Below are 25,821 nucleotides of genomic sequence, written 5' to 3' on the forward strand. Positions count from 1 at the left end.
CGTGGACCTGCTCCGGCGCCTCGGTCCCGGTGACGGCCGCGGCCTGCTGGCGCCGGTCGCGGAGGCGTTCGACCTCCCCACCCCGCCTGCTCACGAGCATCCGGGCCGCCACCGACGGCCGCGACGGTCCGGGACTGCGTCGTGCCGCTCACGAGCTGGCCGGGAGCGCCGCGAACCTGGGCGCGGTCCGGGTCGCGGACCTGGCCCGGCGGATCGAGGACGCGGCCGGCGGCGACGCCGTCGACGCCGTCCTGGTCGACCGGCTCGCTGTCGAGCTCGACGACGCCCGTCGGTCGCTGTCGGAGGTGCTCAGAGCGTGATCATCGCCCGGTGGGTCCGCGAGGTGCCGAACAGCTGACCGAGCGCGTGAGCGCGCTTGAGCACGAGGTGGGCATCGTGCTCCCACGTGATCGCGATGCCGCCGTGCAGCTGCACGGTCTCGGCGGCGATGTGGGCGAGCGCGTCGCCGCAGTAGGCCTTGGCGGTGTGCGCGAGCTGCTCGGCGTCGTCGGTGCGGTGGGCCACGGCGTACGACGCCGCCCACGACGCCGACCGCGCCATCTCGAGCCGCACGAGCATGTCGGCCATCCGGTGCTTGAGCGCCTGGAACGAGCCGATCGGCCGGCCGAACTGCACGCGCTCCTTCGAGTACTCCACCGTCATGTCGAGCGCCCGTGACGCGCACCCGACCGCGAGGGCCGCACACCCGACGGCACCCACCAGCCGGGCCCGGTCGCGGGCCGCGGGCCCGTCGCCGATCCGGGTGGCCGCGGCGTCGACGCGCACGTCGGCGAGCCTGGTCGTCTGGTCCATCGACGGCACCCACCTCCGCTCGACGGTCGCCGGGTCGACCTCGTGGAGGCCGTCGCCGGCCGCCACCACCAGGATCGACGCGAGGTCGCCGTCGAGGACGGGGCCGTCGCCGTCGGTGTAGGCCGCCACGTCGCCGGCGGCGATGCGGGGGAGCAGCCGCTGCTTCGCCTCGTCGTCAGCACCGGCCAGCAGCGCCTCGGCCGTCACCAGCGACGAGAGCAGCGGGGAGGGGACGAGCGAGCGGCCGACCTCCTCGAGCACGACGAGCGAATCGAACAGCGAGAACCCGGCGCCGCCGTACTCCTCGGGGATGCCGAGCGCGGCCACCCCGATCTGCTCGCACAGGGTCTGCCACAGCCCCTCGTCATACGTCTCGACCCGGGGGTCGGCCCGCCTGCCGAGCAGCGAGCGGACGGTCGAGGCGAGCTCCTGCTGCTCCTCGGAGAGCGCGAACTCCATCAGCTCGCCCCGAGCTGCTGGAGGAGCCGGCCGCGGTGGAAGTCGGGCGTGCCCCAGGCGGTGACGAGCGCACGGATCTTCGTCAGCCACAGGCTCAGGTCGAACTCGGCGGTGTAGCCGATCGCGCCGTGCACCTGCAGGCCGGTGCGAGAGGAGAGGTACGCCGCGTCGCCGGCGGCGATCTTGGCGGCGGACACGTCGACCTCGCCGAGCGCCGCGCCGAAGACCAGCGGACGGGCGAAGTCGAGCGCGATCCGCACGTCCGCGAGCGCGTGCTTGATCGCCTGGTAGGACCCGATCTCGCGGCCGAACTGCGTGCGCTGCTTCACGTAGGTCACCGAGTCGGCGAGCACCCGCTCCCCGGCGCCCAGCAGCTGCGCGGAGACCGCGAGGACCGCGAGGTCGAAGCCCGGCCGACTGGGCTCGCCGTCGCCGCCGACCTCGAAGAGCCGACGGGTGCGGTCGACCGAGACCCGCATCGCCCCGACCGACGCGGCCGGGGTGCCGTCGACGTAGACGGCGTCGGCGACGTCGGCGTCCAGGGCGAACGGCACGTGGGGCGGCACCGCGACGGTCGCGATGCCCTCGACCTCGTGCCCGAGCGCGATCGGCAGGTACGCCGCAGACTCGACCCATGGGCCGGGTACGGCGTGCCGGCCGAGCGCCTCGAAGGCGACGGCCACCTCGACGGGCGTGGCGTCGGTCGCGAGCGAGGTGACCCCCAGCTCGGCCAGCCGGGCCCACAGCTTGAGACCCGGGTCGTGGTCGCCCTCGGCCCAGGCCCGCGCCACCGCGACGGTGTCGGCTCCGGCCAGCAGCGAGTCGAGCGCGGCCGCGAAGTCGCGCTGGTCGTCGTCGAGCACGAACCTCACTTGGTGGCCCCCTTGGGCTCGCGCGGCAGGCCGAGGATGCGCTCGGCCACGATGTTGCGCTGGATCTCGTTGGTGCCGGCGTAGATCGGCCCGGACAGCGAGAACGTGTAGCCGTCCAGCCACCGGGACTCGAGCTCGGCCTCCGGGCCGAGCAGGTCGAGCGCGGTCTCGTGCAGGGCGATGTCCAGCTCCGACCAGAACACCTTGTTGACCGACCCGGCGGCGCCCATGTCGCCGCCCGCGGCCAGGCGGGTGACGGTTCCCCAGGTGTAGAACCGGTAGGCCTGGGCCTTGACCCACGCATCGACGACATCCCCGGCGAACGCCGGGTGGGGTGCGGACCGGTACAGGTCGACCAGCCGGTCGGCGGCCGCGCAGAAGCGGCCGGGGGAGCGCAGCGACAGCCCGCGCTCGTTGCCGGCGGTCGACATCGCCACCCGCCAACCGTCACCGGGGGCGCCGAGCACGTCGGCGTCGGGCACGAACACGTCCTCGAAGAACACCTCGGCGAAGCCGACCTCGCCGTCCAGCTGGGCGATCGGCCGGACCGTGATGCCCTCGGCGTCGAGCGGGAACAGGAAGTAGGTCAGCCCGCGGTGCCGCTCGGCCTCGGGGTCGGAGCGGAACAGGCCGAAGCCCCAGTGGGCGAAGCTGGCCCGCGAGGACCAGGTCTTCTGGCCGTCGAGCACCCAGCCGCCACGCTCGTCGTCGCGGCGTGCGGTCGAGCGCAGCGACGCCAGGTCGGAGCCGGCCTCGGGTTCCGACCAGCACTGCGCCCAGACCCGCTCGCCGGTGGCCATCGAGGGCAGGAACCGGTCCTGCTGCTCGGGGGTCCCGTGGTCGAAGATGATCGGCGCGAGCAGGAAGATGCCGTTCTGGGAGACCCGGCCGGGGGCGCCCGCGCGGTAGTACTCCTCCTCGAAGATCACCCACTCGACCAACGACGCGTCGCGCCCGTGGTAGGCCTCCGGCCACGACACCACCGCCCAGCGGGCGTCGGCCAGCCGGCGCTCCCACTGCTGGTGGGCGACGAAGCCGTCGGCGGTGTCCATCGAGGGCAGCGGCTCGGCCGGCACGTTCGCCGCCAGCCACGCCCGCGCCTCGTCGCGGAACGCGACCTCGGACTCGGACAGGTCCAGATCCATCGTCAGGGCTTCCTCTCGGGTGGTTTCGAGGCTTCCTTCGAGGCTCGCTTCGCTCGCACCTCAGGACGAGCGCTCGCTCGCACCTCAGCCACCGTTGCGCAGCTCGGTCTTGAGCACCTTGCCGGACAGGTTCCGCGGCAGGGCGTCGGTGATCTCGACGTACCGCGGGACCTTGAAGTTCGCGAGCCGCTCCCGCGCGAAGGCGATGACCTCGTCGGCCGTCACCTCGGCCGAGACCACGATGTACGCCTTGCCGACCTCGCCCATCCGCTCGTCGGGGACCCCGACGACCGCGACGTCGGCGACGCCGGCCATCCGGGCGAGCGCCTGCTCGACCTCGGCGGGATAGACGTTGAACCCGCCGGAGATGTACATGTCCTTGAGGCGGTCGGTGATCGACAGGTTGCCGTGCTCGTCGATGACGCCGATGTCGCCGGTGTGCAGCCAGCCGTCCGCGTCGATCGCCTCCGCGGTGGCCGCGGGATCGTCGAGGTAGCCGAGCATCACGTAGTCGCCGCGGACCAGCAGCTCGCCCGACTCGTCGTCGGTGCGGATCTCCATGCCGGGGATCGCGCGCCCGCACGTGGTGGCGACCGTCTCGGCGGAGTCGTCGGGCCGGCACATCGTGACCACGACCGCCTCGGTCATGCCGAACGCCGTCACCACCTGGTCGATGCCCAGACCCTGGGGTGCAGGGGCGCGCATCCGCTCGATCAGCACGACCGGTACGACGGCGGCGCCCGTGACCGCGAGCCGCAGCGACGAGAGGTCGCGCTCGGCCCGCCCGGGGGCGGCGAGCAGGGACTGGTAGATCGTCGGTGCACCGGGCAGCACGGTGATCTGCTCGGTCTCGATGAGGCGCATGGTCTCCTCGAGGTCGAAGGTCGCGAGCGGGTAGAGCGTCGCCCCGGTCAGCAGGCCGACGACGATGCCGATCTTGTAGCCGAAGGAGTGGAAGAACGGGTTGACCACGAGGTAGCGGTCGTCCTGCCGCACGCCGCCGAGCTCGGCCCAGGCCCGCGCGACGCCGATCGTCTGGCGGTGGGCGCTCATCGCGCCCTTGGACCGGCCCGTGGTGCCGGAGGTGAAGAGGATGTCGGCGACGTCGTCCGGGCCGAGGTCCTCGTGCCCCGTGCGCTCGGCGCTCCCCGCCGGTGCCATCAGCTTCGCGAGCGGGGTGATGATCCGGGGCTCGACGCCGGCCTCCTCCAGCTCGCGGACCTGCTCACGGTCGAGGAACCCGTCGTGCACGACGACCATCGCGGCGTTCGTGCGCTCGACGACGTCGGCCACCTCGGCGCCGACGTAGCGCGAGTTGACCGGCACCAGCACCGCGCCGGCGTACGAGACGGCCAGTGCGGCGACGGCCCAGTCGATGCTGTTGGGCCCCCAGAGGACGACCCGGTCGCCACGCCCGACACCGGCCTCCGCATACTCCGCGCTGGTCCGCTGGACGAGTCGCAGCAGCTCGGCGTACGACACGGTCCGGCGCTGCCCCTCACCGGCCTCGACGTACGCCGGGTGGTCGCCGAACCGCTCCGCGGCCGCGCGCAGGACCCCTGGGATGGTGTCGCTCACAGCACCTCCGCCTGGTGATCGGTGGCTGAGGTGCGAGCGCAACGAGCCTCGAAACCCAACCAAGCAATTGCTTGGTATGGTAGCACCCGTGGACCTGACCTACTCCGAGGAGGACCAGGCCTTCCGCGCCGAGGTGCGGGGCTGGCTCGAGGAGCACCTGACCGGCGAGTGGGCCGCGCTCAAAGGACTCGGCGGGGCCGGGCGCGACCACGAGGCGCACGAGGAGCGGGTCGCCTGGAACCGGCTGCTCGCCGAGCACGGGTGGACCTGCCTCGGCTGGCCCGAGGAGTACGGCGGGCGCGGGCTGAGCCTGGCGCAGCAGGTGATCTTCCACGAGGAGTACGCCCGGGCCGACGCTCCGGGGCGGGTCAACCACCTCGGCGAGGAGCTGCTCGGTCCGACCCTGATCGCGTTCGGCACCGACGAGCAGAAGGCGCGGTTCCTACCGAAGATCGCGGCGGTCGAGGAGCTGTGGGCGCAGGGCTACTCCGAGCCGAACGCCGGCTCCGACCTCGCGAACGTGCAGACCAGGGCGCGGCTCGACGGTGACGACTGGGTGGTCGACGGGCAGAAGGTGTGGACGTCCAACGCGCACCTCAGCCACTGGGCGTTCGTGCTGTGCCGGACGGAGCCCGGCTCGCAGCGCCACCATGGCCTGTCCTTCCTGCTCGTGCCGCTCGACCAGGAGGGCGTGGACGTCCGGCCGATCGAGCAGCTCACCGGTGGCTCGGAGTTCAACGAGGTCTTCTTCACCGGCGCGCGTACCGCGGCCGACCTGGTCGTCGGCGAGCCCGGCGACGGGTGGCGGGTGGCGATGGCGCTGCTCGGCTTCGAGCGCGGGGTGTCCGTGCTCGGCCAGGTCGTGGGCTTCGCGCGCGAGCTCGACGGCGTGGTGGCGCTGGCTCGCGAGAACGGCGCGATCGACGACCCGGTGCTCCGCGACCGGCTGGCGGGGCTCAAGGTCGAGCTCGCGGTGATGCGGTTCCAGGCGCTGCGCGGACTGGCCGCTGACGACGCAGCCTCGCCGTCGATCTTCAAGCTCGTCTGGGCCGGCTGGCACAAGCGGCTCGGTGAGGCCGCGATGGACGTCGCCGGCCCGGCCGGCCTCACGGCACTGCCCGGCACCGAGGACGAGCCGTACCGGCTCGACCGCTGGCAGCGGCTCTTCCTGTTCTCCCGCTCCGACACGATCTACGGCGGCAGCGACGAGGTGCAGCGCAACATCCTGGCCGAGCGCGTGCTCGGCCTGCCCCGCGAACCCAAGGGAGCCTGATGACCGACGCCGAGATCACGCAGGGCCGAGTCGAGCAGCCGGCTCCGGCGTACGTCCCGGGTCACGACCTGCTCGCCGGCAAGGTGGTCGTGGTGACCGCGGCTGCCGGCGCGGGCATCGGGGCCGCCGTCGTGCGCCGCGCGCTCGAGGAGGGCGCGAAGGCCGTGGTGTTCAGCGACACCCACGAGCGCCGGCTCGCCGAGGCGGAGGAGACGCTGGCCGGCGAGTTCGGCGCCGACCGGGTCCGGCAGCTGGTCTGCGACGTCACCGACGAGGCGCAGGTGCAGGCGCTGCTCGACGTCGCCGACGAGCTCGGCGGGGTCGACGTGATGGTCAGCAACGCGGGTCTCGGCGGCACCGCCAACGTGCTCGAGATGACCGACGAGCAGTGGCTGCGGGTCCTCGACATCACGCTCACCGGCACGTTCCGCTGCGTGCGCGCCGCGGGGCAGCGGATGGCCGACGCCGGCCGGGGCGGCGTGATCGTCAACAACGCCTCGGTGATCGGGTGGCGCGCCCAGGAGGGCCAGGCCCACTACGCCGCCGCGAAGGCCGGGGTGATGGCGCTGACCCGCTGCGCCGCGCTCGACCTCGCCCCGCACGCGATCAGGGTCAACGCGGTCTCGCCGAGCCTGGCGATGCACCCCTTCCTGACCAAGGTCACCTCCGACGAGCTGCTCCACGAGCTCAAGCAGCGCGAGGCGTTCGGCCGGGCCGCCGAGCCGTGGGAGGTCGCCAACGTGATGGTGTTCCTCGCGAGCGACTACTCGTCGTACATGACCGGGGAGGTCGTCTCCGTGAGCAGTCAGCGAGGCTAGGGCCATGGCCCAGACGACCGACCCCGCCACGAACCCGGTGACCAACTCCCGCCGCGCCGAGCTGCTCGCGATCGCGGCCAGGCTCTTCGCCGAGAAGGGGTTCAAGAACACCACGGTGCGCGACATCGCCGACGCCGCCGGGATCCTGTCCGGCAGCCTGTACCACCACTTCGACTCCAAGGAGTCGATGGTCGACGAGATCCTGCGGACGTTCCAGGAGGAGCTCTTCGGGCAGTACGACGAGATCCTCGCCGGCGACCTCGACCCGCGCGCCAAGCTGGAGCGCGCCGTCGTCGTGTCGTTCGAGGCGATCGACAAGCACCGCGACGAGGTGGCGATCTTCCAGAACGAGGCGGCCCACCTGCTCACCTTCGACCGGTTCGCCTACCTCGCCGACCGCAACCAGCAGTCCCGCGAGGTCTGGCTGACCCTGCTGCGCAACGGCGTCGACGCCGGTGTGCTGCGCGACGACCTGGACCTCGAGCTCACCTACCGCTTCATCCGCGACACCGTCTGGGTCGCCGTGTCCTGGTACCGCCCCGGCGGCCGGCGCACCCACACCGAGATCGCGCGGCAGTACCTGTCCATCCTCCTCGAAGGGATCAGATCGTGACCGAGGCCTACATCGTCGATGCCGTCCGCACCCCGGTCGGCAAGCGTGGCGGCGCGCTCGTCGGAGTCCACTCGGCCGACCTCGCCGCCCACTCGATCGGTGCGCTGATGCGGCGTACCGGCGTCGACCCGGGCGCCGTCGACGACGTGATCCTCGGCTGCTGCGACACGATCGGCTCGCAGGCCGGCGACGTCGCGCGCACGGCGTGGCTGGTCGCCGGGCTGCCCGACCATGTGCCGGGCGTGACGATCGACCGGCAGTGCGGGTCGTCCCAGCAGGCGGTGCACTTCGCGGCCCAGGGAGTCATGTCCGGCACCCAGGACCTCGTGGTCGCCGGGGGAGTGCAGAACATGAGCGCGATCCCGATCTCGGCCGCGATGCTGGTCGGCCAGCAGTACGGCTTCTCCACGCCGTTCGCCGAGTCGCCCGGCTGGCAGGAGCGGTACGGCGACCAGGAGGTCAGCCAGTTCCGCTCCGCCGAGATGATCGCGGAGAAGTGGGACCTCTCCCGGGAGGAGATGGAGGCGTTCGCGCTGGCCTCCCACGAGCGGGCCCGCGCCGCGATCGCCGAGGGGCGCTTCAAGGACGAGATCGAGCCGGTGACGCTGCCGGACGGCACGGTCGTCGACACCGACCAGTGCCCGCGCGAGACCTCACTGGAGAAGATGGCCGGGTTGGAACCGCTGGCTCCGGGCGGCCGGATCACGGCGGCGGTCGCATCCCAGATCTGTGACGCGTCCTCGGCGATGCTGATCGCCTCGGCGGCCGCCGTACGCGACCACGGCCTGACGCCGCGGGCCCGCATCCACCACCTCTCCGTGCGCGGCGACGACCCGGTGTGGATGCTCACCGGCCCGATCCGCGCGACCGAGCACGCCCTGGACCGCAGCGGCCTCGCGATCGAGGACATCGACCTGTTCGAGTGCAACGAGGCGTTCGCGTCGGTCGTGCTGGCCTGGATGAAGGAGACCGGTGCGCCGCACGAGCGGGTCAACGTCAACGGCGGCGGCATCGCCCTGGGCCATCCGATCGGCGCCACTGGCACCCGGCTGATGACCACCCTGCTCAACGAGCTCGAGCGCACCGGCGGCCGCTACGGCCTGCAGACGATGTGTGAGGGCGGCGGTCAGGCGAACGTGACGATCATCGAGCGGCTGTGACGCCGGGCGATCACGCCTCGCAGGCCGTCCCGTCGTCGTCGCGGTCCAGCCGCGAGTGGTTGGTTGCGTAGACGGCGCGCGCGGTCCGGCTGGTCGAGGGACGCCCGTAGCCGTCGCGGACCTGCTTGGCCGCAGCCGCGGCGCTCTTCGCGACGCCGTGCCGGTAATCGCGGTGCAGGGCGTCGCAGTTCGAGTAGTACCGGCCGCCGGCCGCGGCGTCGGCCGGGCCGGCCGCGACGACCACGAGGGGCGCCGCGGTGACCGCGATGGTGAGGACGACTGTGCCGACCCGAGTGAACATGATCTCTCCCTGACGTTGGACGCCGCGGCGAGACACCGGTGCGCCTCCCCGTCGACGCGGCGACCGTAACCCCGCGGCCGGGTACGCGTCCCGAGATCGGCGAGATCGCTACGGGCGGCGGCCGAACATGTCGAGCAGGCGCCGCTGCGGGTCGGCGTCCGGCGGGAGGGTCCCGCTGGGGCCGGCGCCGTACGCACCGAAGGCGAGCATCTCGTCGAGATGAGGCTGGACGACCTCGAGCAGCCGGTCCACGACCTGCGGGTCGAGGGTCTCGTCCTGCCCGGTGGCCCGCAGCAGGTCCCAGGCATGGACCACCAGGTCGACGAGGCGGAACCGCAGGAACGCCTCCGCCGTGATGTCGCCCTTCGGGCCGTCGAGGACCTGTCCCGGCGCCGACGCGGCGAACCCCTCCTGCTGCCGGCGCGCCGACTCGACGACGGCCGCTGCCGGGTCTGCTCCGAGCTGGTCACCGCCCAGGCCTGCTCGGGCCTCGGCCCGGGAGACGCCGGCCAACAGCATCGCGGTGAAGCGGTTGCCGACGACCACGTGCTCGACGAGCTCGCGCACCGAGATCTCCGACGGCGTCGGGAGGTCCCACGAGTCGTCGGGGAGCCGGCGTACGACTCGGACGAGCTCCGCAGACGCGGCCTCGATCAGTTCCACGGCCGCAGCCTAGACTGGCCCGCCGAGCGGGCACTCCGGCAACCTGACGCTGTCGTGCGGCGGCGATCACGTTCGTAGCCCTGGTGAGAGGCTGTCGCAGGGACCGCCACGACCGTGGGAGACGCACGATGCAGCACCGGGAGCCGGTCGCCCGCCGGATGTTCGACCTCACCGAGCCGATCGCGCTGGTGAACTTCTTCGCCGACGAGCCGAACGACGAGATGGCGGCGCTCGGCCTCGGGAGCTACTGGGACGGCTACTTCGCCGGGCGCTCGGCGCCGCTCGGCCGGGTGCCGGCCGAGGTGGTCCACGCGGCCTTCTACAGCTTCGCCGAGGGCGAGGTCGCCCGGCACATCCCGAAGGTCTGGGAGGCCGCCACGCCCGAGGCGGCTTACGCCGCGCGCCTGCGCGGCTGTGTCGCGGCGCTGCGGCGCATCCTCGGCGACCTCGTCGGGACTCCTGGGCTCGCGCGCGCCGCCGAGCTGCTCGCGAAGGCGTCCACGAGCGCACCGACCGAGGGTCGGGTCATGTACGCCGGGCTCCGCACGCTCCCGATGCCCGAGGAGCCCGTCGCCCGGCTCTGGCACGCGGCGAACATGCTGCGTGAGCACCGGGGTGACGGCCACGTCGTCGCCCTCGTGTCCGAGCGGATCGGCGGGACCGAGGCGCACGTGCTCGGCGCCCTCGCCATGGGCATCTACCCTGCAGAGTCGTTCGGCCGCATCCACCACCTGCCCGCGGCGCGGCTCGCCGCGGTCATGTCCGGCCTGCGGGAGCGAGGGCTCGTCGACGACGCGGGGCACCTCACGGACACGGGCCGCGAGGCGAAGGCCCGCATCGAGTCACTGACCGATGCGCTCGCCGAGGCGCCGTACGAGGAGCTCGACCCGGCCGAGCTCGCCGACCTGACGTCGTCGCTGGAGCCGGTCGCCGCCAGGCTCCGCGCCACCGGGTCGCGGTAGTCGGCCGCCAGTCCCGGGTCAGCGCAGCACGAGGTACAGCCCCACGATCCCGGGCACGAGCCCCAGCAGCAGCCAGGGCGAGACGAACTTCTTCTGGTGGATCGCCCGGGCCACCGCGATCGCGATCACGCCGAAGGCCGCGGCGAGGACGTTGAGCCCGACCTGGGCGTCGGTGCGGGTGTCCTCGACGTACAGCGCCGCGATCACCAGCCCGCCGGACATGTGGATGATCGTGGTGAACGCCAGCGCCGAGAGCACCCACTTCTGCACCGGCTCGAGGTGCATCGGGCCCGAGTCGCTCGGCTTGCGGATCTCGCGGCGGGGGTTGTCCGGGTCCATCAGGTGCCGGGGCCGCTTGCGTACGGGCTGCTCGCTCACGCGGCCATTGTCGCCCCGCCCCTGGGACGACCCGCAGGCGGGGCGGGCGCGGGGCGGCGGACGAAGCTCAGCGTGCTGAGCAGCACGATGTACCCGGCGATGGCGACCACGGCGCCGGCCGTCGACACCAGGAAGCTGAGCTCGAACAGGCTGTCGGAGTAGCCGAAGGCCTGGGTGAGCAGCGCGACCTGGCTGTCGTCGGTGTCCCCGAAGTCCGGCATGAACGCCCCGAACACCACCAGGCCGGCCCAGGTGACGAGCTGGCCGGCGGCCTGGAGACCGGTCAACGACCGGGGCCGGCCGTGCTGGGTCCAGGCCAGGACGGTGGTGACCAGCAGCGCGATGAGCGCGAGCGGCACCGCGGTCACCAGCAGGATGATCCAGAACCACCCGATCACGCCGTACGCCACCCGGCCGATCGCGATCCAGGCGATCACGAGCACGTTCACGGGGATCATCGAGAGGAGGACCGCGCGGCCCAGCGTGTTCACCCGGGAAGGCTAGGGCACGAGCCACCACGGACTCGTGTAGGCGACGCCGAGGTCGTTGCACGGATGCCCGGCCGGCCCGGGGGAGGCGTTGGGCTGGGCGGGGTCCGCCACGCGCAGCAGCACCCAGTCGCCGTCCGCGACGTCGAGAGGTACGTCGAACGCCACGACCGGGCCGACCCGGAACTCCTCGACGTGCACGACCGTGGGTGCCTCGGCGCCGGGCCGCAGCACCTGCACGCTGAGCGGCCGCCCGGCCCAGGACTGGTCGCGGGCCAGGTCGAGCCGGAACCGGACCGTCCCGGAACGCAGCGGCAGCTCCGAGCCCATCCGCCGGGCTGGCCCGCCGCGCGGCGTCGCGGTCGCGTCGAGCCGCAGACCCGACGTACGCGTCGCGAAGAACCGGCGCGCCCGCATCGCCTGCTTCACGCCCGCCCGCGAGTGCTCCTGCACCCAGAGTCCCGTGCGGCCCTTGCCCTCCGGGAACCCCCAGTCGGTCCCGTGCTCGTCGGTGACGCCGGTGATGCCGGTGCGCCAACCGGCGTTGAGGCAGGCGACCAGGGGCGAGGTCTTCCCGTCGGCCCACCCCTCGAACACGTAGTCGTCGCGCCGGTTGAACATCTCCAGGGACACCACCTGGTCGCGGACCCGTGGGTCGTAGGTGAACTCCTGGAACCGGCCCGGCTCACGGCCCGGGTGGTTGAACCCGGCCAGGCCGTCGGCGCCGCCGTCGAGCACGAGGCCGGGCTTGCGGCGCAGCCACGCCAGCAGCGGCTGCATCAGCCCGGCCTGGAGGACGTCGGTGTAGTGCTCGGTGAACCAGACGTTGACGTGCCCGATCAGCGGCTCCGACCACTCGAAGCCGCGGATCGCGGTGAAGGTGCCGTCCTGGTTCGCGGCGTCGGCGTACTGCTGGGTCCGGCTCCAGCCGGACCGGGTCAGGCCGCCGACCTGGGTGTACTCCGGCGGCAGGATCCCGGCCAGCACGTCGCCGAGCAGGTTGTCCGACAGGGTCGCGTGGTCGGTGAGGGCGGCGACGTCGAGCCCGGCGGCGCGCATGGAGTCGAAGGCGAGCGCCGGATCGCCGTCCCCGTCGGAGAGCAGCGTGTGGTTGTGCAGGTCGGCGTGCACGAGACGGGTGCCGCGGGTCAGGCGGGAGGACCGGGAGGCACCGGTGCCGGCGATCGCGCCCGTCGCCGGACCGAGCGAGGAGGCGATCAGCAGGCCGGCTCCCGCCGCGATCGTGGCGCGCCGGGTGAGGGGACGCGAGGGGAGGGTTCCGTGGTGGTGGCCGTCGCACATGACCGGCCCAACGCGTGCCCCGCTCGGGGGTGACGATCGGGCGGGTGAACTCCGAGCGAACCTCAGGCCGTTAGGCTGCGCTGGTCCACCGTCCGACGACAGGGGTGCTCATGATCGGCGTGCCGGCGCACGGGTTCGTGCTGCTGTCGATGCCCAAGTGCGCGTCCACGTCGCTGGTGCGCTCGCTGCAGGGGCATGCCGAGCTGGTGCTGCGCGGCAACCCGCGGCTCAAGCACATGAACTGCCGCTCGTTCCACAACCTGATCGTCCCCGTGCTGCGCAACGCGGGCTACGAGCGCGAGGACTACGAGCTGGTCTCGCTGTTCCGCGAGCCCACGGCCTGGCTCGAGTCGTGGTGGCGCTACCGCCAGCGGCCCTCACTGCAGCAGGTGGAGCCGTCGAAGTCGACCGCGGGCATCAGCTTCGAGGAGTTCGTCGGCAGGTACGTCGACAACGACCCGCGGCCCGGGACCCTCCGCGGCCGGCCGGCGCGGTTCGTGGCGATGAGCGACGAGCTCGACATCGGGGTGGACCGGCTGTTCGCACTCGAGCAGCCGCAGGTCTGGCAGACCTGGATCGGCGCCAAGGTCGGCGGCGGCATCGACGTCCACGTCGACAACCGGTCCGACGTGCGGCCCGAGCCGCAGCTCAGCCGCACCCTGCGCGCGCGGCTCGACGAGTTCTTCGCGCCGGAGTACGCGATCTACGAGCAGCTGCGCGCCACGGGGGAGTGGGCGCCGCCCAAGGGGCTCGTGCCGGGACGCTAGAGCACGTACGCCGACGCGCGGCGCAGCTCGTCGGCGGCGCGGGTGACCACGCGGTCGAGCAGCTCCTCGCAGGTCGGCAGGTCGTCGATCACGCCCACGACCTGGCCGCTGGCGAGCACGCCCGCGGAGGTGTCGCCCTCGACCAGGCCGGCCTTGAGCATCATCGGCGTGTTGGCGGCGAGGGCCATCTGGGCGAGGGTGCGTCCCTGCGCCTTGCGCATTCCGCGGCCGTCCTTCAGCAGATCGGGCCAGGACATCCCGCTGGTGCGCTTGAACTCCAGCGTTCGCCGGAGCGTCGGGCCCATCCGGCGTACGGCGCTGGTCTCCTCGAGCTCCTCCACGAGCTCGGTGCGCAGCATCCGGTGCGGCATCCCGTCGACCTTGGCGGTCACGACGGTGTCGGTGAGGCCGCGCTCGAGGTAGAGCCGCTTGACCGCGTCAGGCACGGCGCTGTCCTGGGTGAGCAGGAACCGGGTGCCCATGCCGATCCCGGCGGCGCCGTACGACAGCGCGGCCGCGAGCCCGCGACCGTCGAAGAACCCGCCGGCCGCGACCACCGGGATCTCCACGGCGTCCAGGACCGTCGGGAGCAGCAGTGTGGTCGGCACCGGGCCGGTGTGGCCGCCGCCCTCGCCGCCCTGCACCATCACCGCGTCGGCCCCCCAGGAGGCGACCTTGACGGCGTGCTTGGCGGCGCCGATCGAGGGCATCACGACGATGCCGTGCTCTTTGAGCGTCGCGATCAGCTCCGGCTTGGGGGCGAGCGCGAACGACGCGACCTTCACGCCGTGCTCGATGAGCAGCCGGCAGCGGTCGGGGGCGTCGACGGCGTCGGCGCGGAGGTTGACCCCGAACGGCTGGTCGGTGCGGTCCTTGACCTCGACGATGGCCCGCTCGAGCTCCTGGATCGTCATGGTCGCGCTCGCGAGGATACCGAGTCCGCCGGCGTTGGCCGTGCCGCTGACCAGCCGCGGGCCCGAGACCCAGCCCATGCCGGTCTGCACGACCGGGTGGCGGACGCCGACGAGATCGGTGAAGGGCGTGCGGAGCAGCTGCTCGATCACTCGGCCGGCACCTCCTTGAAGCGCAGGCCCTTCGGGTCGAGCACCTCGCGGATGATGACCTGCTCCTCCATGGTGGGCTCCCGGGTCGTCGGCAGGTCGTCGGGGAGTTCGATCTCGAACCCGGTGGCGCTCCGCACGTCGTCGGCGCTGACGCCCGGGTGGAGGCTGAGCAGCCGCACGGTGTCGTCGGTGCCCTTGACGTCGAGGACGGCGAGGTTGGTGACGATGCGGTGGATGTCGTTGAAGCGGGCCGCCGCGGGACCAGCCTCCGCGGCCCGCTTGGGCCCGACACCGGAGACGATGTCGACGCGCTCGACGAAGACGCGCGGGGAGTGCTTGGGCACCCAGTAGGACGTGCGGTTGTTGACGGTGTTGCCGGGCGCGCCGCGGCTGCCGAGCAGCTGCCGCTTCGGGCGGGCCCAGTCGCCGATCGCGGAGATGTTCTGGTTGCCGTGCCGGTCGACCTGGGTGGCGCCCATCATCACGTGCCGCTTGCCGTAGGCGACGACGTCGAAGACCTTGCGGAACGGGATCCAGCCCTCGACCACGTCGCCCAAGGCGGTGAGCGGCGGCACCCCGGCGAGGAACAGCGACTCGCCGTCGGAGATCACCAGGTCGGGGTTGCTGGTCAGCTTGGCGAGCCGGACGCCGAGCATCGGCAGCAGGCCCATCGGGCTGGCGAAGATCTCGCCGTCGTCCTTGAACGCGTCCGCGATCGCCGCGGCGCACACATCGGCGCGCGTCATGCCTGCTCCTCCTGGAATGCCTGGACGGCGGCCTGGTAGGTCGCCTCGTCGCCCTCCAGGAACCGGGCACTGAACGCGGCCCAGTCCTCGTCGGACCTGCCGGCGGCCGCGGCGTACGCCCGCTGGAAGCGCTCGTCGCGCTCGTAGTCGGGCGTGCACGTGGTGAAGTGCGCGCCGTTCGGGGTCTCGACGACGCCGGCGACCATCATCCGGCTCAGCAGCAGCCGCTGGACGGGCGTGTCGACGGTCAGGCCCGCGGTGTCCACGATCTGCTCGCAGCTGACGTAGGTGCGCTCGGCGGCCATTGCGAACAGGTCGTCGAAGTAGGGATCGGGCCCGAGGTACGTCGCGTTGCCGTGCCGGTCCGCCCGGTTGAGGTGGACCAGCGCCACGTCGAGGGGGAGGGCGGGTACGGCGACGAGCTCCTCCTGCCGACCGTCGGGGCCGTCGTACGGGCTGGTGACGGTCTGGATCCACGGCTGGTTGACCAGCACGTCGGAGCCGAGCCCGGCGCGCATCGGCAGGAACGGCAGCCGCTGGGCGGCGGCGCGCAGGCCGGTCTGGAACATGCCCTCGTCGAGCTCGACGAGCTCGGGGATCGTGCCCTCCTGGCGGGCCTTCTGGAAGTTCGGCTCCAGCGGGACCGAGTCGAGGGAGACGAACGCGTAGACCAGCTTGCGGATCTTGCCGGCGCGGGCGAGCAGGCCGACGTCGGCGCCGCCCCAGCTGACAATGGTCAGGTCCTTGAGCTCGCTGCGCAGGACCGCCCGCACCAGCGCCATCGGCTTGCGGCGCGGGCCCCAGCCGCCGATGCCGACGGTCATCCCGTCCCGCAGCTCGCCGACGACCTCGTCGATGCTCATCCGCTTGTCGCGTGGTCCCTTGGTCACACTGATCCCTTCTTCTGGGAGCTCTTCTCCGTCCCGGCGAACTCGTCTCGGAGCTCGTCGCTCACGCCGGCGAGGTTGAGCTCCATCGTGAAGCCCTGCTCGAACCGGTAGCTCTTGTTGACGTCGATCGGGTCGATGCCGTTGAGGCACTCCTTGGCGGCCCGGATCACCCGGGTGTCGTGGCCGGCGATCTCGCCGGCGACCTGGAGCGTCGCCTCGTCGAGGCGATCGCGGGGGACCGTCTCGAGCACGCTGCCGAACTGCACCAGGTCGGCGGCCTTGATCGTGCGCGCGGTGAAGTACAGCGTGCGCATCATGTGCTGGGGGACCAGGCGGGCCATGTGGGTCGCAGCGCCCAGAGCGCCCTGCTTGACCTCGGGCACGCCGAAGTAGGCGTCGTCGCTGGCGACCACGCAGTCGGCGTTGCCGACCAGGCCGACCCCGCCGCCGAGGCAGAACCCGTTGACCGCCGCGATCACCGGCACCGCGCACTCGTAGACGGCCTTGAACGCGGCGAAGCAGCCCTTGTTGGCGCCGATCAGGGCGTCGAACCCGGTGGTGTGCTGCATCTCCTTGATGTCGACGCCCGCGTTGAAGCCGCGGCCCTCGGCGCGCAGCACCACGACCTTGGTGTCCCGGTCGGCGCCGGCCTCGTCGAGCGCGGCGGCGAGGTCGAACCAGCCCTGCACGGTCAGCGCGTTGACGGGCGGCGCGTTCATGGTCACCACCCGGATGCCGTCCGGGCGGAGTTCGGAAGTGATCGTCATGGACGTCCTCACCCTGGGGTTGAGCTTGTCGAAACCAAGCAAGTGCTTGGTAGGGTATCAGCATGACGCTGACCGTGGACCTCTCCGGACGCGTCGCGCTCGTCACGGGCGGGACGAAGGGGATCGGGCTCGGGATCACCCGGGCGCTGGTCGCGGCGGGTGCCACGGTCGTGACCTGCTCCCGCTCCGAGGCGTCGCCGGTGCCGGGGACGACGCACCGGGTGTGCGACGTCCGCGACCCCGACGCCGTGCGGGACCTCGTGGCGTCGCTGGACCGGCTCGACATCCTGGTCAACAACGCCGGGGGAGCACCGGCCGCCGAGGCCGCCACGGCCTCGCCGCGCTTCCACGAGAAGGTGGTCGCGCTCAACCTCCTCGCCCCGCTGGCCTGCGCGCAGGCGGCCAACGCCGTGATGCAGGGCCAGGACACCGGCGGCGCGATCGTCAACATCTCCTCGATCTCCGCGGGCCGCCCGGCCCCGACGATCGCGGCGTACGCCGCCGCCAAGGCCGGGCTCGACTCGCTGACCGCGTCGCTGGCGATGGAGTGGGCGCCGAAGGTCCGGGTGAACGCGATCGACGTCGGGCTCTGCCGCACCGAGCAGACCGACGACCACTACGGCGACGACGCGTCGGTCGCCGCCATCGAGCGCACCATCCCGCTCGGCCGGATGGCCGAGCCCGACGAGGTGGGGAACGTCGCGGCGTTCCTGGCCAGCGACCTCGCGTCGTACGTCTCGGGCGCGACCGTCGCCTGTCACGGCGGGGGAGAGACGCCCGCCTTCCTGTTGGTCCAGAAGGGACTCTCATGACCTCACTGCTCGAAGGCCGGATCGCGATCGTCACGGGTGCCGGCCGCGGCATCGGGCGCGCACACGCGCTCGAGCTCGCGCGGCACGGCGCGGCCGTCGTCGTGAACGACTACGGCGTCTCGCTCGCAGGCGAGGGCACCGGGGAGACCCCGGCCGACGCGGTGGTGGCGGAGATCGCCGCTGCTGGAGGGCGGGCGGTGGTCAACACCGCCGACGTGGCCGACTTCGAGCAGGCCGCCGCGATGGTGGAGCAGGCGATCTCGACGTACGGCGGCCTCGACATCCTGGTCAACAACGCCGGGTTCGTGCGCGACCGGATGCTCGTCAACACCTCCGAGGAGGAGTGGGACGCGGTGATCCGGGTGCACCTCAAGGGCCACTTCGCGCCGCTGCGGCACGCGGGGGCGTACTGGCGCGCGGAGGCGAAGGAGGGGCGGGTCCGCGCGGCGCGCGTCATCAACACCTCGTCCGGCGCGGGGCTGCAGGGCTCGGTCGGCCAGGCGACGTACTCCGCCGCCAAGGCCGGCATCGCCGGGCTCACGCTCGTCGCCGCGCAGGAGCTCGGGCGGTACGGCGTGACCGTCAACGCGATCGCCCCGGTCGCCCGGACCCGGATGACCGAGGGCGCGTTCGACACCTCCGCGATGGCGCTGCCCGAGGACAACTCGCCCATCGTCGCCTGGCTCGCGTCCGTCGAGGCCGGGGACGTCACCGGTCGCGTCGTCGAGATCGACGGCTCGACCATCACCGTGGAGACCGGGTGGGCGCACGGCCCCGCCCACGACCTCGGCCGCAGGTGGGAGGCGGCCGAGGTCGGTCCGGCTCTGCGCGCGCTCTTCGACGCCGCTCCTGACCCTGAGCCGGTGTACGGGGCGTAGGGGCCCGCGAGTTTCGTCGGCCGGCCGACGAATCTCGTGCTTGGACGACGAAGCTTTGTCGTCCAAGCACGAGATTCGTGGCGGTGACGAGTCTCAGCTGGCGCGGCGCTGGTTCGCGACGCGCCAGACCCGGGCGGCGAGCCGCTGCTCATCGTCCAGATCAGGCCAGGTCACCCGGAGCATCCGGAGGCCGGTGAGCTCCTCGAGCAGGACCTCCCGGGCGCGCTCCGCGCGGATGACGTCTTTGATCGTCTGTCCGGGCTTCAGGAGCCGTCCGTACTTGATGCGGCCGTCGAACTCCACCATCACTCCCTGGGCCTCGAGCAGCAGGTCGACCCGACCGGCGAGCCGGCCGGATGGGTCGAACACCTTCCACTGAGGGATCGGGTGGAAGCCTTGGTTCTCCAGTGCCAGCCGCGTGCGTGTCTCGCCCACGGACTCTGAACCTTCGTGGCTGCGGCCGACCGCGACTGGGAGCATCAACGTGTCGGGCCACTCCCGCAGGTACTCCTCGCTGTAGAGCTCGAGTTCCTCGCGGGTTGCCAGGCCCTGGTTGAGGGTCCAGTCGAGGACGCACACCGCGGGCACGAGGCTCGCCTGGGCGGCTGTCTCCACGGCGGTGCGCGACGGCGCGGTGATCCAGTGGTCGTCGATGCGGGTGACGTCACCGACCCGGACTTTGCCTCGATGGTGCGTGATGCCCGCCTTCTTGCGGTCGCCTCGCCCGAAGAGGTTCGTGATGTTGACGGTGTCGAACGTCAGCCCCCAGTCCGGTCCGCCGCGGAGGAGGTGGGCGCTGGCATGCGAGAGCGCGACCCGGTCGTCGTACTGCTGCATGACGGCCCGGGAGAGCAGCAGATGCTGTCCTACGGCGCCCGCTGTCGCCCAGATCCGAGGGTCGGCGTAAACGCCGTGCCGGATCCTGATCAGTGCGCCGCACTTCATCATGCGGTGCAGCCAGTCGTCGTCGTAGCCACGGGCCACGGCGGTACGCCGAAGTAGCAGGCCGTGTTCGTCGAACGGAATGTCGAACATGGCCGGAGACTTCCCGGCTCGTGCCGTCGCGCACCACGCCTCTCATCGGCCTGTGGAAAGGGTGGTCGCCCACCACGAAACTCGACCCTGGACGACGAAGGTTCGTCGTCCAGGGTCGAGTTTCGTCGGCCGGCCGACGAAACTCGCGCGGGCCGTCCCAGCCCCCGCCGCCGCCTCAGATGCGCTCGAGCACCGTCCCGGTGGCCATGGCACCACCGGCACACATGGAGATCAGGGCGGTGCTGCCGTCGCGCCGCTCCAGCTCGTGGAGGGCGGTGGTGATCAGGCGGGTGCCGGTGGAGCCGACGGGGTGGCCCAGGGCGATGGCGCCGCCGTTGACGTTGACCCGGTCGAGGTCGACACGGTGCTGGCCGACCCAGGAGAGCACGACGGACGCGAACGCCTCGTTGACCTCGAACAGGTCGAAGTCGGAGATCGCCATGCCGGTGCGGTCGAGCACCCGCTGGGTCGCGTCGATGGGGCCGTCGAGGTGGTAGTAGGGGTCGGAGCCGACCAGGCAGTGCGTGACGATCCGGGCCCGCGGGGTGAGTCCCAACGACCGAGCGCGGTCGGAGTCCATGATCAGCACCGCCGACGCGCCGTCGGAGATCTGCGAGGACGTGCCGGCGGTGTGCAGCCCGTCCGGGAGCACGGACTTCAGGCCGGCGAGCCCCTCGAGCGTGGTCTCGCGCAGACCCTGGTCGGTGTCGACCAGCCGGGTCTCGCCCGTGGGGGCGCCGGTCTCGTCGAGCACGGGGGCGTCGTACGCCGCGATCTCGCGCTTGAACCGTCCCTCGTCGACGGCGACCCGTGCCTTCTGCTGCGACGCGAGGCCGAACGCGTCGAGGTCGGCCCGGGTCAGGCCGCGGTTGCGGGCGATCCGGTCGGCCGCCTCGAACTGGTTGGGCAGGTCGATCGTCCAGTCCTCGGGCCGGGGGTCGCCGAGTCCCGGCGGGACGTTGCCGCCGAGCGGGATGCGCGACATCGACTCGACCCCGCACGCGATGCCAACCTCGATCGTGCCGGCGGCCACCATGTCGTGCACCAGGTGCGCGGACTGCTGGCCGGACCCGCACTGTGCGTCGATCGCGGTCGCGCCGGTGTGCCGGGCCAGCCCGGCGTGCAGCCAGGCGCGGCGGACCATGTCGTTGGACTGCTCGCCGGCCTGGGTGACGCAGCCGCCGACCACCTGCTCGACCAGCTCGGAGTCGATCCCGGCACGCGCGAGCACCTGGGACTGCGCGAACCCGAGGAGTACGGCGGGGTGCACGCCGGCCAGCCAGCCCTTGCGCTTGCCGAGGGGGGTGCGGACGGCGTCGACGATCACGGGGGTGCCCATGGGAGCAAACTAGAACACGTTCTTGTTTGCGACAACCCTTGGATTGAGGAGCCGAGGGACGAGGCGTCTCGAAATCTTCCGCTACGTACTTCGGGTATGTAGTCTCTGTCACTAGAACGTGTTCCAGCCAGCGAATGTTGAGGGAGCCCCCTGTGACCGCAACCGACGTCCTCCCCGAGGGTTTCGACTTCACCGATCCCGACGTGAACCAAGCGGCGATCCCGCACGAGCAGTTCCGTGCCGCCCGCAAGCACGCGCCGATCATCTGGGTCGAGCAGCCCCCGGAGGTCCGCAGCGGCTTCACCGAGGAGTCCGGCACCGGCTACTACGCGGTCACCCGGCACGCGGACGTCTCGGCGATCTCGAAGGACAGCAAGAACTGGTCGACGTACGAGAACGGCGCGATCATCCGGTTCCCCGGCGAGATGCTGCGCGAGCAGATCGAGCTCCAGCGGGTCATCCTGATCAACCAGGACCCGCCCGAGCACACCGCCACCCGGGCGATCATCTCGCGCGGCTTCACCCCGCGGTCGATCGCCGAGCTCGAGGACCAGATGACCCAGCGGGCGACCTCGATCGTCAAGGACGCCGTCGGGCGGGGCACCGGCAACTTCGTGGAGGACATCGCCGCCGAGCTGCCGCTCCAGGCGATCGCCGACCTGATCGGGGTGCCCCAGGAGGATCGCCACAAGCTCTTCGAGTGGTCCAACCAGATGCTGGCCGGCGAGGACCCCGACTACGCCGGCAACAACGAGGTGGCGGCCGCCGAGATCCTCGGCTACGCGATGATGCTGGCCGCCGACCGGCAGGCCAACCCGCGCGACGACCTGATCACCAAGCTGATCAACGCCCACAAGGGCGAGCGCGGGCTCACCGACGACGAGTTCGGCTACTTCGTGATCCTCCTCGCGGTCGCCGGCAACGAGACCACGCGCAACGCGATCTCGCACGGCATGAACGCCTTCCTCGACAACCCGGAGCAGTGGGAGATCTGGAAGCGCGACCGGCCGGCGACGATGGTCGACGAGGTCGTCCGCTGGGCCACGCCGGTCAGCGTCTTCCAGCGCACCGCCCTCAACGACGTCGAGGTCGGGGGCGTGCAGTTCAAGAAGGGCCAGCGCGCTGCGCTGTTCTACGCGAGCGCCAACTTCGACGAGGACGTGTTCGACGACCCCTTCACGTTCAACATCCTGCGTGACCCCAACCCGCAGGTGGGCTTCGGCGGTCACGGCGCGCACTACTGCGTGGGTGCCAACCTGGCTCGCCAGGAGATCCGGGTGATCTTCGAGGCTCTCGCCGACTACGCCCCGGACATCACCAAGCTGGCCGAGCCCTCGCGGCTGCGCCACTCGTGGGTGAACGGGATCAAGGACCTCCAGGTCAGGTACGCCTGATCAGGTGGTCCGCTGGGTGAGCACCAGCGGACCGTCCGCGGTGATCGCCACGGTGTGCTCCATGTGAGCCCCGCGGGAGCCGTCCTTGCTGCGCAACGTCCAGCCGTCCGCGTCGGTGTAGATCTCGTCGGTGGTGTGCAGGAACCACGGCTCCAGCGCGAGCACCAGCCCCGGTCGCAGCTTCAGCCCGCGGCCGGGGCGCCCGTCGTTGGCGACGTGCGGCTCGCCGTGCATGGTCCGGCCGACTCCGTGCCCGCCGAACTGGAGGTTGATCCCCAGTCCGGCGGCCCGGGCGACGTCGCCGATCGCGGCGGAGATGTCACCGAGCCGGTTGCCCGCGCGGGCCGCGTCGATGGCCGCGTCGAGCGCGCGCGAGGTCACCTCGATCAGCTCGAGGTCCTCCGGCCGCGGGGTGCCCACGACCAGGCTGAGCGCCGAGTCGGCCACCCAGCCGTCGACGCTCGCGGCGAAGTCGACGCTGAGCAGGTCGCCGTCCTGCAGCCGGTAGTCGTGCGGGAGGCCGTGCAGGACCGCGTCGTTGACCGACGTGCACAGCACCTTGCCGAACGGCGAGGCCCCGAACGACGGGTGGTAGTCGATGTAGCAGGACTCCGCGCCCCGCTCGCGGATCATCTGGTGCGCGAGCGCGTCGAGCTCGAGGAGGTTGACGCCGACGTCCGCGCGCTCGGCGAGCGCGGTGAGGACGTCCGCCACGAACCGGCCGGCCGGGCGCATCTGCTCGATCTGGGCAGGGGTGCGGAGCTCGATCATGGAGTGGACCCTATCCAGGGCCACCACGGTCCTCCGCCCAGGTACATCCGCTCGGGTACATCCGCTCAGGGCAGATCTGCCCCGGGCGGATCCGCTGGGATCCGCGGCCCGGGGCCCGCAGGCTCGAGGACATGACCCAGACACCCTCGCTCGCCGGCCTGTCCGCGGCCGACCGGCTGCTGCACCAGCGGATCATCGTCCTCGGCCAGCAGGTCGACGACGACATCGCCAACAAGCTCTGCGCGGAGCTGCTGCTCCTCTCCGCGGAGGACCCGAAGCGCGACATCGCGCTCTACATCAACTCGCCGGGCGGCTCGGTCAGCGCCGGACTCGCCATCTACGACACCATGCGGCTGATCCCCAACGACGTCAGCACCCTGGCCATGGGGCTGGCAGCCAGCATGGGCCAGTTCCTGCTGTCGGCCGGTACGCCGGGCAAGCGCTACGCGCTCCCGCACTCACGGGTGCTGATGCACCAGGGCTCGGCGGGCATCGGCGGGACCGCCATCGACATCGAGATCCAGGCAGAGAACCTCGAGCACACCAAGAACGTGATGACGGGGCTGATCGCCGAGCACACCGGCCAGCCGGTCGAGGTGATCGAGCGCGACTCGCTGCGCGACCGGTGGTTCACGGCCGAGGAGGCGCGCGAGTACGGCTTCGTGGACGAGGTGCTCAGCGACGTACGCGCGGTGACCCCCGCACGTCCGACCCCGTCCTTCGGGCTGCGGTGACCGCGATGTCCACCTACACGATCCCCAGCGTCGTCGAGAAGACCGTCCGCGGCGAACGCGCGGTCGACATCTACAGCCGGCTGCTCACCGACCGCATCGTCTACATCGGCACCGAGATCGACGACGGCGTCGCCAACGTCGTCATCGCCCAGCTGCTGCACCTGGAGTCCGAGAGCCCCGACCAGCCGATCAGCCTCTACCTCAACTCCCCGGGCGGATCGGTGACCGCGATGCTCGCGATCTACGACACCATGCAGTTCATCCGCTCACCCGTCGGTACGACGTGCGTCGGCCAGGCAGCGTCGTCCGCGGCGGTGCTGCTCGCCGCCGGCGCGCCGGGCAGCCGCACCGTGCTGCCGCGGGCCCGGGTGGTGCTGCACCAGCCCTCCGGCGGCGGCCAGGGGACGCTGCCCGACCTCGCGCTGCAGGCCAAGGAGATCGTCCGGCTGCGCGCGGAGATGGAGGAGATCCTCTCCCACCACACCGGCCAGAGCGTCGAGCAGCTGCGGGAGGACACCGACCGCGACCTGATCCTCTCCGCACAGCAGGCCGTCGACTACGGGCTGGCCGACGTGGTGCTCGACAGCCGCAAGGTCGCCACCGAGCTGAGGAACAAGGGGGCCTGACCCGGGGTTGGGCCCGACATGAGCGAACTCGTGAACCGCGTCATCACGTCCCTGCGCACCAACCACGACACGCTCGTGGCGGTGCTGCCCAACCTCACCGACGACCACCTGACCGGGCCGAGCGGTGCCTCGGAGTGGACCATCGCGCAGGTCCTGTCGCACCTCGGCAGCGGCGCGGAGATCTTCGCGAAGCCGCTCGCCCGGGCGGCCGGCCGGCCGTTCGAGGAGGAGGACAACCAGGCGGTCTGGGCGCGGTGGGACGCGGCAAGCCCGATCGACCAGGCCGCGGGCTTCGTCGAGCACGACGGCGCCGTCCTCGAGACCGTCGAGTCGCTGACCCCGGAGCAGCGCGACTCGCTGCTGATCGACCTGGGCTTCCTGCCCGAGCCGGTGCCGCTGGTGGTCGCGCTCGGCATGCGGCTCAACGAGGTCGCGGCGCACGCCTGGGACGTCCGGGTCGGTCTGGACCCCAACGCGGGCCTCGACCCGGAGTCCGCGCAGCTGCTGGTCGAGCTGTACGACGGGCCGCTGGCGTTCCTGCTCGGATTCTCCGCCAAGCCCGAGCTGCTCGCCGATCCGGCCCGCGTCACGATCCCGGGCGGCGGGCTGGTCGTGACCGACCAGGTCGCGGTGACGAGCGCCGAGCCGGCCGATGCCACGGCGACGTTCGAAGGCCCGCAGGAGGCCGCGGTGCGGCTGCTGACCGGGCGGCTGAAGCCGGAGTACACCCCCGAGGACGTGCAGGTCACCGGCAACGTGACCCTCGACGACCTGCGGAAGGTCTTCCCGGGCTACTGACCCGGCGTCACGCCGCGAGGCAGACCGGCCCCGAGATCCGGGTCAGCCGGCGGCTGACCCGCGACGTCAGGTCCACCAGCCGCAGCCCGAGCGCGCCGGCGACCGCGCCGAGCACCTCGGAGCTCGGCTCCTTGCGGCCGCGCTCGACCTCGGAGAGGTACTGCGTGGAGACGCCGGCCTCGCCGGCGACGTCGGCGAGCGTGCGGCCCGCCGTACGCCGTTCCTCGCGCAGCTCATGCCCCACGGCCTCCCGCCAGAGCGGCTCGGGCTCGGGCGCGGGGGAGCGCTGCGGCGGGACCGGGAATGCGACGACGTCACCCATGGCCCGACTCTAGCCGGGTCGTCCGCCTGAGGTGGTCCATAGAGGTGCGAGAG

Annotated in this window: 30 protein-coding genes; 13 read left to right on the top strand and 17 right to left on the bottom strand. The window is 71.9% G+C overall.

Translation table 11 applies throughout. The annotated features are described in order from the left end of the window. The first annotated feature begins 29 nt into the window (after window positions 1–29). On the top strand, window positions 30–320 hold the full coding sequence (locus QQZ14_RS25440; protein WP_446740502.1) for an Hpt domain-containing protein: 291 nt from the start codon (window positions 30–32) through the stop codon (window positions 318–320). On the opposite strand, the gene QQZ14_RS16400 is transcribed toward QQZ14_RS25440, so the two are convergent. From QQZ14_RS16400 to QQZ14_RS16415, 4 genes are all read right to left on the bottom strand, one after another. Further along, window positions 310–1,272, bottom strand: a complete 963-nt coding sequence (locus tag QQZ14_RS16400) for an acyl-CoA dehydrogenase family protein (protein WP_284535437.1) — start codon at window positions 1,270–1,272, stop codon at window positions 310–312. The two genes, QQZ14_RS25440 and QQZ14_RS16400, sit on opposite strands and share 11 nt — an antisense overlap. Continuing rightward, complete coding sequence (locus QQZ14_RS16405; RefSeq protein ID WP_284535438.1) at window positions 1,272–2,144, bottom strand: acyl-CoA dehydrogenase family protein; 873 nt, start codon at window positions 2,142–2,144, stop codon at window positions 1,272–1,274. Before QQZ14_RS16405 ends, QQZ14_RS16400 begins: the two co-directional genes overlap by 1 nt. Then, the gene (locus QQZ14_RS16410; protein WP_284535439.1) at window positions 2,141–3,289 is read right to left on the bottom strand and encodes an acyl-CoA dehydrogenase family protein; all 1,149 of its coding nucleotides are present in this window, start codon (window positions 3,287–3,289) and stop codon (window positions 2,141–2,143) included. The genes QQZ14_RS16405 and QQZ14_RS16410 overlap by 4 nt, the downstream gene beginning before the upstream one ends. Before the next feature lie 84 nt (window positions 3,290–3,373). Continuing rightward, window positions 3,374–4,867 carry a FadD3 family acyl-CoA ligase gene (locus tag QQZ14_RS16415; RefSeq protein ID WP_284535440.1) on the bottom strand — a complete coding sequence of 498 codons (1,494 nt, stop codon included), beginning with the start codon at window positions 4,865–4,867 and terminating at the stop codon, window positions 3,374–3,376. An 88-nt stretch (window positions 4,868–4,955) separates the two neighbouring features. Here QQZ14_RS16415 and QQZ14_RS16420 point away from each other — a divergent pair, with 88 nt between their 5' ends. From QQZ14_RS16420 to QQZ14_RS16435, 4 genes are read left to right on the top strand one after another with little or no spacing between them, the layout of a single operon-like run. Next, window positions 4,956–6,140, top strand: coding sequence for an acyl-CoA dehydrogenase family protein (locus QQZ14_RS16420; RefSeq protein WP_284535441.1), 1,185 nt, complete (start codon window positions 4,956–4,958; stop codon window positions 6,138–6,140). Continuing rightward, window positions 6,140–6,958, top strand: a complete 819-nt coding sequence (locus tag QQZ14_RS16425) for an SDR family oxidoreductase (protein WP_284535442.1) — start codon at window positions 6,140–6,142, stop codon at window positions 6,956–6,958. Before QQZ14_RS16420 ends, QQZ14_RS16425 begins: the two co-directional genes overlap by 1 nt. A gap of 4 nt (window positions 6,959–6,962) precedes the next feature. Next, entirely contained in the window at window positions 6,963–7,571 is a 609-nt protein-coding gene (locus tag QQZ14_RS16430; protein ID WP_284535443.1) for a TetR/AcrR family transcriptional regulator, read from the top strand. Further along, entirely contained in the window at window positions 7,568–8,731 is a 1,164-nt protein-coding gene (locus QQZ14_RS16435; RefSeq protein WP_284535444.1) for an acetyl-CoA C-acetyltransferase, read from the top strand. Before QQZ14_RS16430 ends, QQZ14_RS16435 begins: the two co-directional genes overlap by 4 nt. Window positions 8,732–8,741: 10 nt before the next feature. Here QQZ14_RS16435 and QQZ14_RS16440 read toward each other — a convergent pair whose 3' ends face one another. Next, window positions 8,742–9,032 (bottom strand): excalibur calcium-binding domain-containing protein, encoded by a 291-nt coding sequence (locus tag QQZ14_RS16440; RefSeq protein ID WP_284535445.1) that lies wholly within the window; start codon window positions 9,030–9,032, stop codon window positions 8,742–8,744. A gap of 108 nt (window positions 9,033–9,140) precedes the next feature. Beyond that, window positions 9,141–9,695, bottom strand: a complete 555-nt coding sequence (locus QQZ14_RS16445; protein WP_284535446.1) for a TIGR03086 family metal-binding protein — start codon at window positions 9,693–9,695, stop codon at window positions 9,141–9,143. 128 nt (window positions 9,696–9,823) lie between these two features. Here QQZ14_RS16445 and QQZ14_RS16450 point away from each other — a divergent pair, with 128 nt between their 5' ends. Beyond that, window positions 9,824–10,657, top strand: a complete 834-nt coding sequence (locus QQZ14_RS16450) for an SCO6745 family protein (protein WP_284535447.1) — start codon at window positions 9,824–9,826, stop codon at window positions 10,655–10,657. A gap of 18 nt (window positions 10,658–10,675) precedes the next feature. Here the strand turns inward: QQZ14_RS16450 and QQZ14_RS16455 are convergent, their stop codons facing one another. From QQZ14_RS16455 to QQZ14_RS16465, 3 genes are read right to left on the bottom strand one after another with little or no spacing between them, the layout of a single operon-like run. After that, a complete protein-coding gene (locus tag QQZ14_RS16455) occupies window positions 10,676–11,035 on the bottom strand; it encodes a hypothetical protein (RefSeq protein WP_284535448.1) in 360 nt (119 codons plus the stop codon). Continuing rightward, the gene (locus QQZ14_RS16460) at window positions 11,032–11,526 is read right to left on the bottom strand and encodes a hypothetical protein (RefSeq protein WP_284535449.1); all 495 of its coding nucleotides are present in this window, start codon (window positions 11,524–11,526) and stop codon (window positions 11,032–11,034) included. Before QQZ14_RS16460 ends, QQZ14_RS16455 begins: the two co-directional genes overlap by 4 nt. Before the next feature lie 9 nt (window positions 11,527–11,535). Then, a complete protein-coding gene (locus QQZ14_RS16465) occupies window positions 11,536–12,825 on the bottom strand; it encodes a DUF3604 domain-containing protein (protein WP_284535450.1) in 1,290 nt (429 codons plus the stop codon). A gap of 110 nt (window positions 12,826–12,935) precedes the next feature. On the opposite strand from QQZ14_RS16465, the gene QQZ14_RS16470 reads away from it, so the two are divergent. After that, complete coding sequence (locus QQZ14_RS16470; RefSeq protein WP_284535451.1) at window positions 12,936–13,592, top strand: hypothetical protein; 657 nt, start codon at window positions 12,936–12,938, stop codon at window positions 13,590–13,592. Here the strand turns inward: QQZ14_RS16470 and QQZ14_RS16475 are convergent. The 4 genes from QQZ14_RS16475 to QQZ14_RS16490 are packed head-to-tail and all read right to left on the bottom strand — an operon-like array spanning window position 13,589 to window position 17,059. Next, window positions 13,589–14,656 (bottom strand): NAD(P)H-dependent flavin oxidoreductase, encoded by a 1,068-nt coding sequence (locus QQZ14_RS16475; protein ID WP_284535452.1) that lies wholly within the window; start codon window positions 14,654–14,656, stop codon window positions 13,589–13,591. The two genes, QQZ14_RS16470 and QQZ14_RS16475, sit on opposite strands and share 4 nt — an antisense overlap. Continuing rightward, the gene (locus QQZ14_RS16480; protein ID WP_284535453.1) at window positions 14,653–15,402 is read right to left on the bottom strand and encodes a CoA-transferase subunit beta; all 750 of its coding nucleotides are present in this window, start codon (window positions 15,400–15,402) and stop codon (window positions 14,653–14,655) included. Before QQZ14_RS16480 ends, QQZ14_RS16475 begins: the two co-directional genes overlap by 4 nt. Then, complete coding sequence (locus QQZ14_RS16485; RefSeq protein ID WP_284535454.1) at window positions 15,399–16,292, bottom strand: CoA transferase subunit A; 894 nt, start codon at window positions 16,290–16,292, stop codon at window positions 15,399–15,401. The genes QQZ14_RS16480 and QQZ14_RS16485 overlap by 4 nt, the downstream gene beginning before the upstream one ends. Further along, window positions 16,289–17,059 carry an enoyl-CoA hydratase family protein gene (locus tag QQZ14_RS16490; RefSeq protein WP_284535455.1) on the bottom strand — a complete coding sequence of 257 codons (771 nt, stop codon included), beginning with the start codon at window positions 17,057–17,059 and terminating at the stop codon, window positions 16,289–16,291. The genes QQZ14_RS16485 and QQZ14_RS16490 overlap by 4 nt, the downstream gene beginning before the upstream one ends. A 62-nt stretch (window positions 17,060–17,121) precedes the next feature. Between QQZ14_RS16490 and QQZ14_RS16495 the strand changes: the two genes are divergently transcribed. Together QQZ14_RS16495 and QQZ14_RS16500 are read left to right on the top strand one after the other, a co-directional pair. Beyond that, the gene (locus tag QQZ14_RS16495) at window positions 17,122–17,871 is read left to right on the top strand and encodes an SDR family oxidoreductase (protein WP_284535457.1); all 750 of its coding nucleotides are present in this window, start codon (window positions 17,122–17,124) and stop codon (window positions 17,869–17,871) included. After that, a complete protein-coding gene (locus QQZ14_RS16500; protein ID WP_284535458.1) occupies window positions 17,868–18,749 on the top strand; it encodes an SDR family oxidoreductase in 882 nt (293 codons plus the stop codon). The genes QQZ14_RS16495 and QQZ14_RS16500 overlap by 4 nt, the downstream gene beginning before the upstream one ends. Before the next feature lie 93 nt (window positions 18,750–18,842). Here QQZ14_RS16500 and QQZ14_RS16505 read toward each other — a convergent pair whose 3' ends face one another. Next, window positions 18,843–19,784 carry a type IV toxin-antitoxin system AbiEi family antitoxin domain-containing protein gene (locus QQZ14_RS16505; RefSeq protein ID WP_284535459.1) on the bottom strand — a complete coding sequence of 314 codons (942 nt, stop codon included), beginning with the start codon at window positions 19,782–19,784 and terminating at the stop codon, window positions 18,843–18,845. 175 nt (window positions 19,785–19,959) lie between these two features. Further along, window positions 19,960–21,123, bottom strand: a complete 1,164-nt coding sequence (locus tag QQZ14_RS16510; RefSeq protein ID WP_284535460.1) for a steroid 3-ketoacyl-CoA thiolase — start codon at window positions 21,121–21,123, stop codon at window positions 19,960–19,962. A 152-nt stretch (window positions 21,124–21,275) separates the two neighbouring features. Here QQZ14_RS16510 and QQZ14_RS16515 point away from each other — a divergent pair, with 152 nt between their 5' ends. Next, window positions 21,276–22,517, top strand: coding sequence for a cytochrome P450 (locus tag QQZ14_RS16515; RefSeq protein ID WP_284535461.1), 1,242 nt, complete (start codon window positions 21,276–21,278; stop codon window positions 22,515–22,517). Here the strand turns inward: QQZ14_RS16515 and map are convergent, their stop codons facing one another. After that, complete coding sequence (gene map, locus QQZ14_RS16520) at window positions 22,518–23,288, bottom strand: type I methionyl aminopeptidase (RefSeq protein ID WP_284535462.1); 771 nt, start codon at window positions 23,286–23,288, stop codon at window positions 22,518–22,520. Between the two features lie 131 nt (window positions 23,289–23,419). On the opposite strand from map, the gene QQZ14_RS16525 reads away from it, so the two are divergent. Genes QQZ14_RS16525 through QQZ14_RS16535 form a run of 3 tightly spaced genes read left to right on the top strand, consistent with a single transcriptional unit; the run spans window position 23,420 to window position 25,446 of the window. Next, window positions 23,420–24,022, top strand: coding sequence for a ClpP family protease (locus QQZ14_RS16525; protein WP_284535463.1), 603 nt, complete (start codon window positions 23,420–23,422; stop codon window positions 24,020–24,022). Window positions 24,023–24,027: 5 nt separating this feature from the next. Beyond that, window positions 24,028–24,648, top strand: coding sequence for a ClpP family protease (locus tag QQZ14_RS16530; RefSeq protein ID WP_284535465.1), 621 nt, complete (start codon window positions 24,028–24,030; stop codon window positions 24,646–24,648). Window positions 24,649–24,666: 18 nt separating this feature from the next. Continuing rightward, entirely contained in the window at window positions 24,667–25,446 is a 780-nt protein-coding gene (locus QQZ14_RS16535) for a maleylpyruvate isomerase family mycothiol-dependent enzyme (protein ID WP_284535466.1), read from the top strand. A gap of 7 nt (window positions 25,447–25,453) precedes the next feature. Here QQZ14_RS16535 and QQZ14_RS16540 read toward each other — a convergent pair whose 3' ends face one another. Beyond that, window positions 25,454–25,768 (bottom strand): helix-turn-helix domain-containing protein, encoded by a 315-nt coding sequence (locus QQZ14_RS16540; RefSeq protein ID WP_284535467.1) that lies wholly within the window; start codon window positions 25,766–25,768, stop codon window positions 25,454–25,456. Window positions 25,769–25,821 lie beyond the last annotated feature (53 nt).

The sequence above is a fragment of the Nocardioides sp. T2.26MG-1 genome (genome assembly GCF_950101795.1).
In the GTDB taxonomy this organism is placed as follows: domain Bacteria; phylum Actinomycetota; class Actinomycetes; order Propionibacteriales; family Nocardioidaceae; genus Nocardioides.

What these genes read in the sequence shown, in the direction of transcription:
- QQZ14_RS16400 (WP_284535437.1), bottom strand. Translation starts at nt 1,272, where the DNA reads ATGGAGTTCGCGCTCTCCGAGGAGCAGCAGGAGCTCGCCTCGACCGTC.
- QQZ14_RS16410 (WP_284535439.1), bottom strand. Translation starts at nt 3,289, where the DNA reads ATGGATCTGGACCTGTCCGAGTCCGAGGTCGCGTTCCGCGACGAGGCG.
- QQZ14_RS16425 (WP_284535442.1), top strand. Translation starts at nt 6,140, where the DNA reads ATGACCGACGCCGAGATCACGCAGGGCCGAGTCGAGCAGCCGGCTCCG.
- QQZ14_RS16430 (WP_284535443.1), top strand. Translation starts at nt 6,963, where the DNA reads ATGGCCCAGACGACCGACCCCGCCACGAACCCGGTGACCAACTCCCGC.
- QQZ14_RS16440 (WP_284535445.1), bottom strand. Translation starts at nt 9,032, where the DNA reads ATGTTCACTCGGGTCGGCACAGTCGTCCTCACCATCGCGGTCACCGCG.
- QQZ14_RS16450 (WP_284535447.1), top strand. Translation starts at nt 9,824, where the DNA reads ATGCAGCACCGGGAGCCGGTCGCCCGCCGGATGTTCGACCTCACCGAG.
- QQZ14_RS16465 (WP_284535450.1), bottom strand. Translation starts at nt 12,825, where the DNA reads ATGTGCGACGGCCACCACCACGGAACCCTCCCCTCGCGTCCCCTCACC.
- QQZ14_RS16470 (WP_284535451.1), top strand. Translation starts at nt 12,936, where the DNA reads ATGATCGGCGTGCCGGCGCACGGGTTCGTGCTGCTGTCGATGCCCAAG.
- QQZ14_RS16480 (WP_284535453.1), bottom strand. Translation starts at nt 15,402, where the DNA reads ATGACGCGCGCCGATGTGTGCGCCGCGGCGATCGCGGACGCGTTCAAG.
- QQZ14_RS16490 (WP_284535455.1), bottom strand. Translation starts at nt 17,059, where the DNA reads ATGACGATCACTTCCGAACTCCGCCCGGACGGCATCCGGGTGGTGACC.
- QQZ14_RS16495 (WP_284535457.1), top strand. Translation starts at nt 17,122, where the DNA reads ATGACGCTGACCGTGGACCTCTCCGGACGCGTCGCGCTCGTCACGGGC.
- QQZ14_RS16500 (WP_284535458.1), top strand. Translation starts at nt 17,868, where the DNA reads ATGACCTCACTGCTCGAAGGCCGGATCGCGATCGTCACGGGTGCCGGC.
- QQZ14_RS16505 (WP_284535459.1), bottom strand. Translation starts at nt 19,784, where the DNA reads ATGTTCGACATTCCGTTCGACGAACACGGCCTGCTACTTCGGCGTACC.
- QQZ14_RS16510 (WP_284535460.1), bottom strand. Translation starts at nt 21,123, where the DNA reads ATGGGCACCCCCGTGATCGTCGACGCCGTCCGCACCCCCCTCGGCAAG.
- map (WP_284535462.1), bottom strand. Translation starts at nt 23,288, where the DNA reads ATGATCGAGCTCCGCACCCCTGCCCAGATCGAGCAGATGCGCCCGGCC.
- QQZ14_RS16525 (WP_284535463.1), top strand. Translation starts at nt 23,420, where the DNA reads ATGACCCAGACACCCTCGCTCGCCGGCCTGTCCGCGGCCGACCGGCTG.
- QQZ14_RS16530 (WP_284535465.1), top strand. Translation starts at nt 24,028, where the DNA reads ATGTCCACCTACACGATCCCCAGCGTCGTCGAGAAGACCGTCCGCGGC.
- QQZ14_RS16535 (WP_284535466.1), top strand. Translation starts at nt 24,667, where the DNA reads ATGAGCGAACTCGTGAACCGCGTCATCACGTCCCTGCGCACCAACCAC.
- QQZ14_RS16540 (WP_284535467.1), bottom strand. Translation starts at nt 25,768, where the DNA reads ATGGGTGACGTCGTCGCATTCCCGGTCCCGCCGCAGCGCTCCCCCGCG.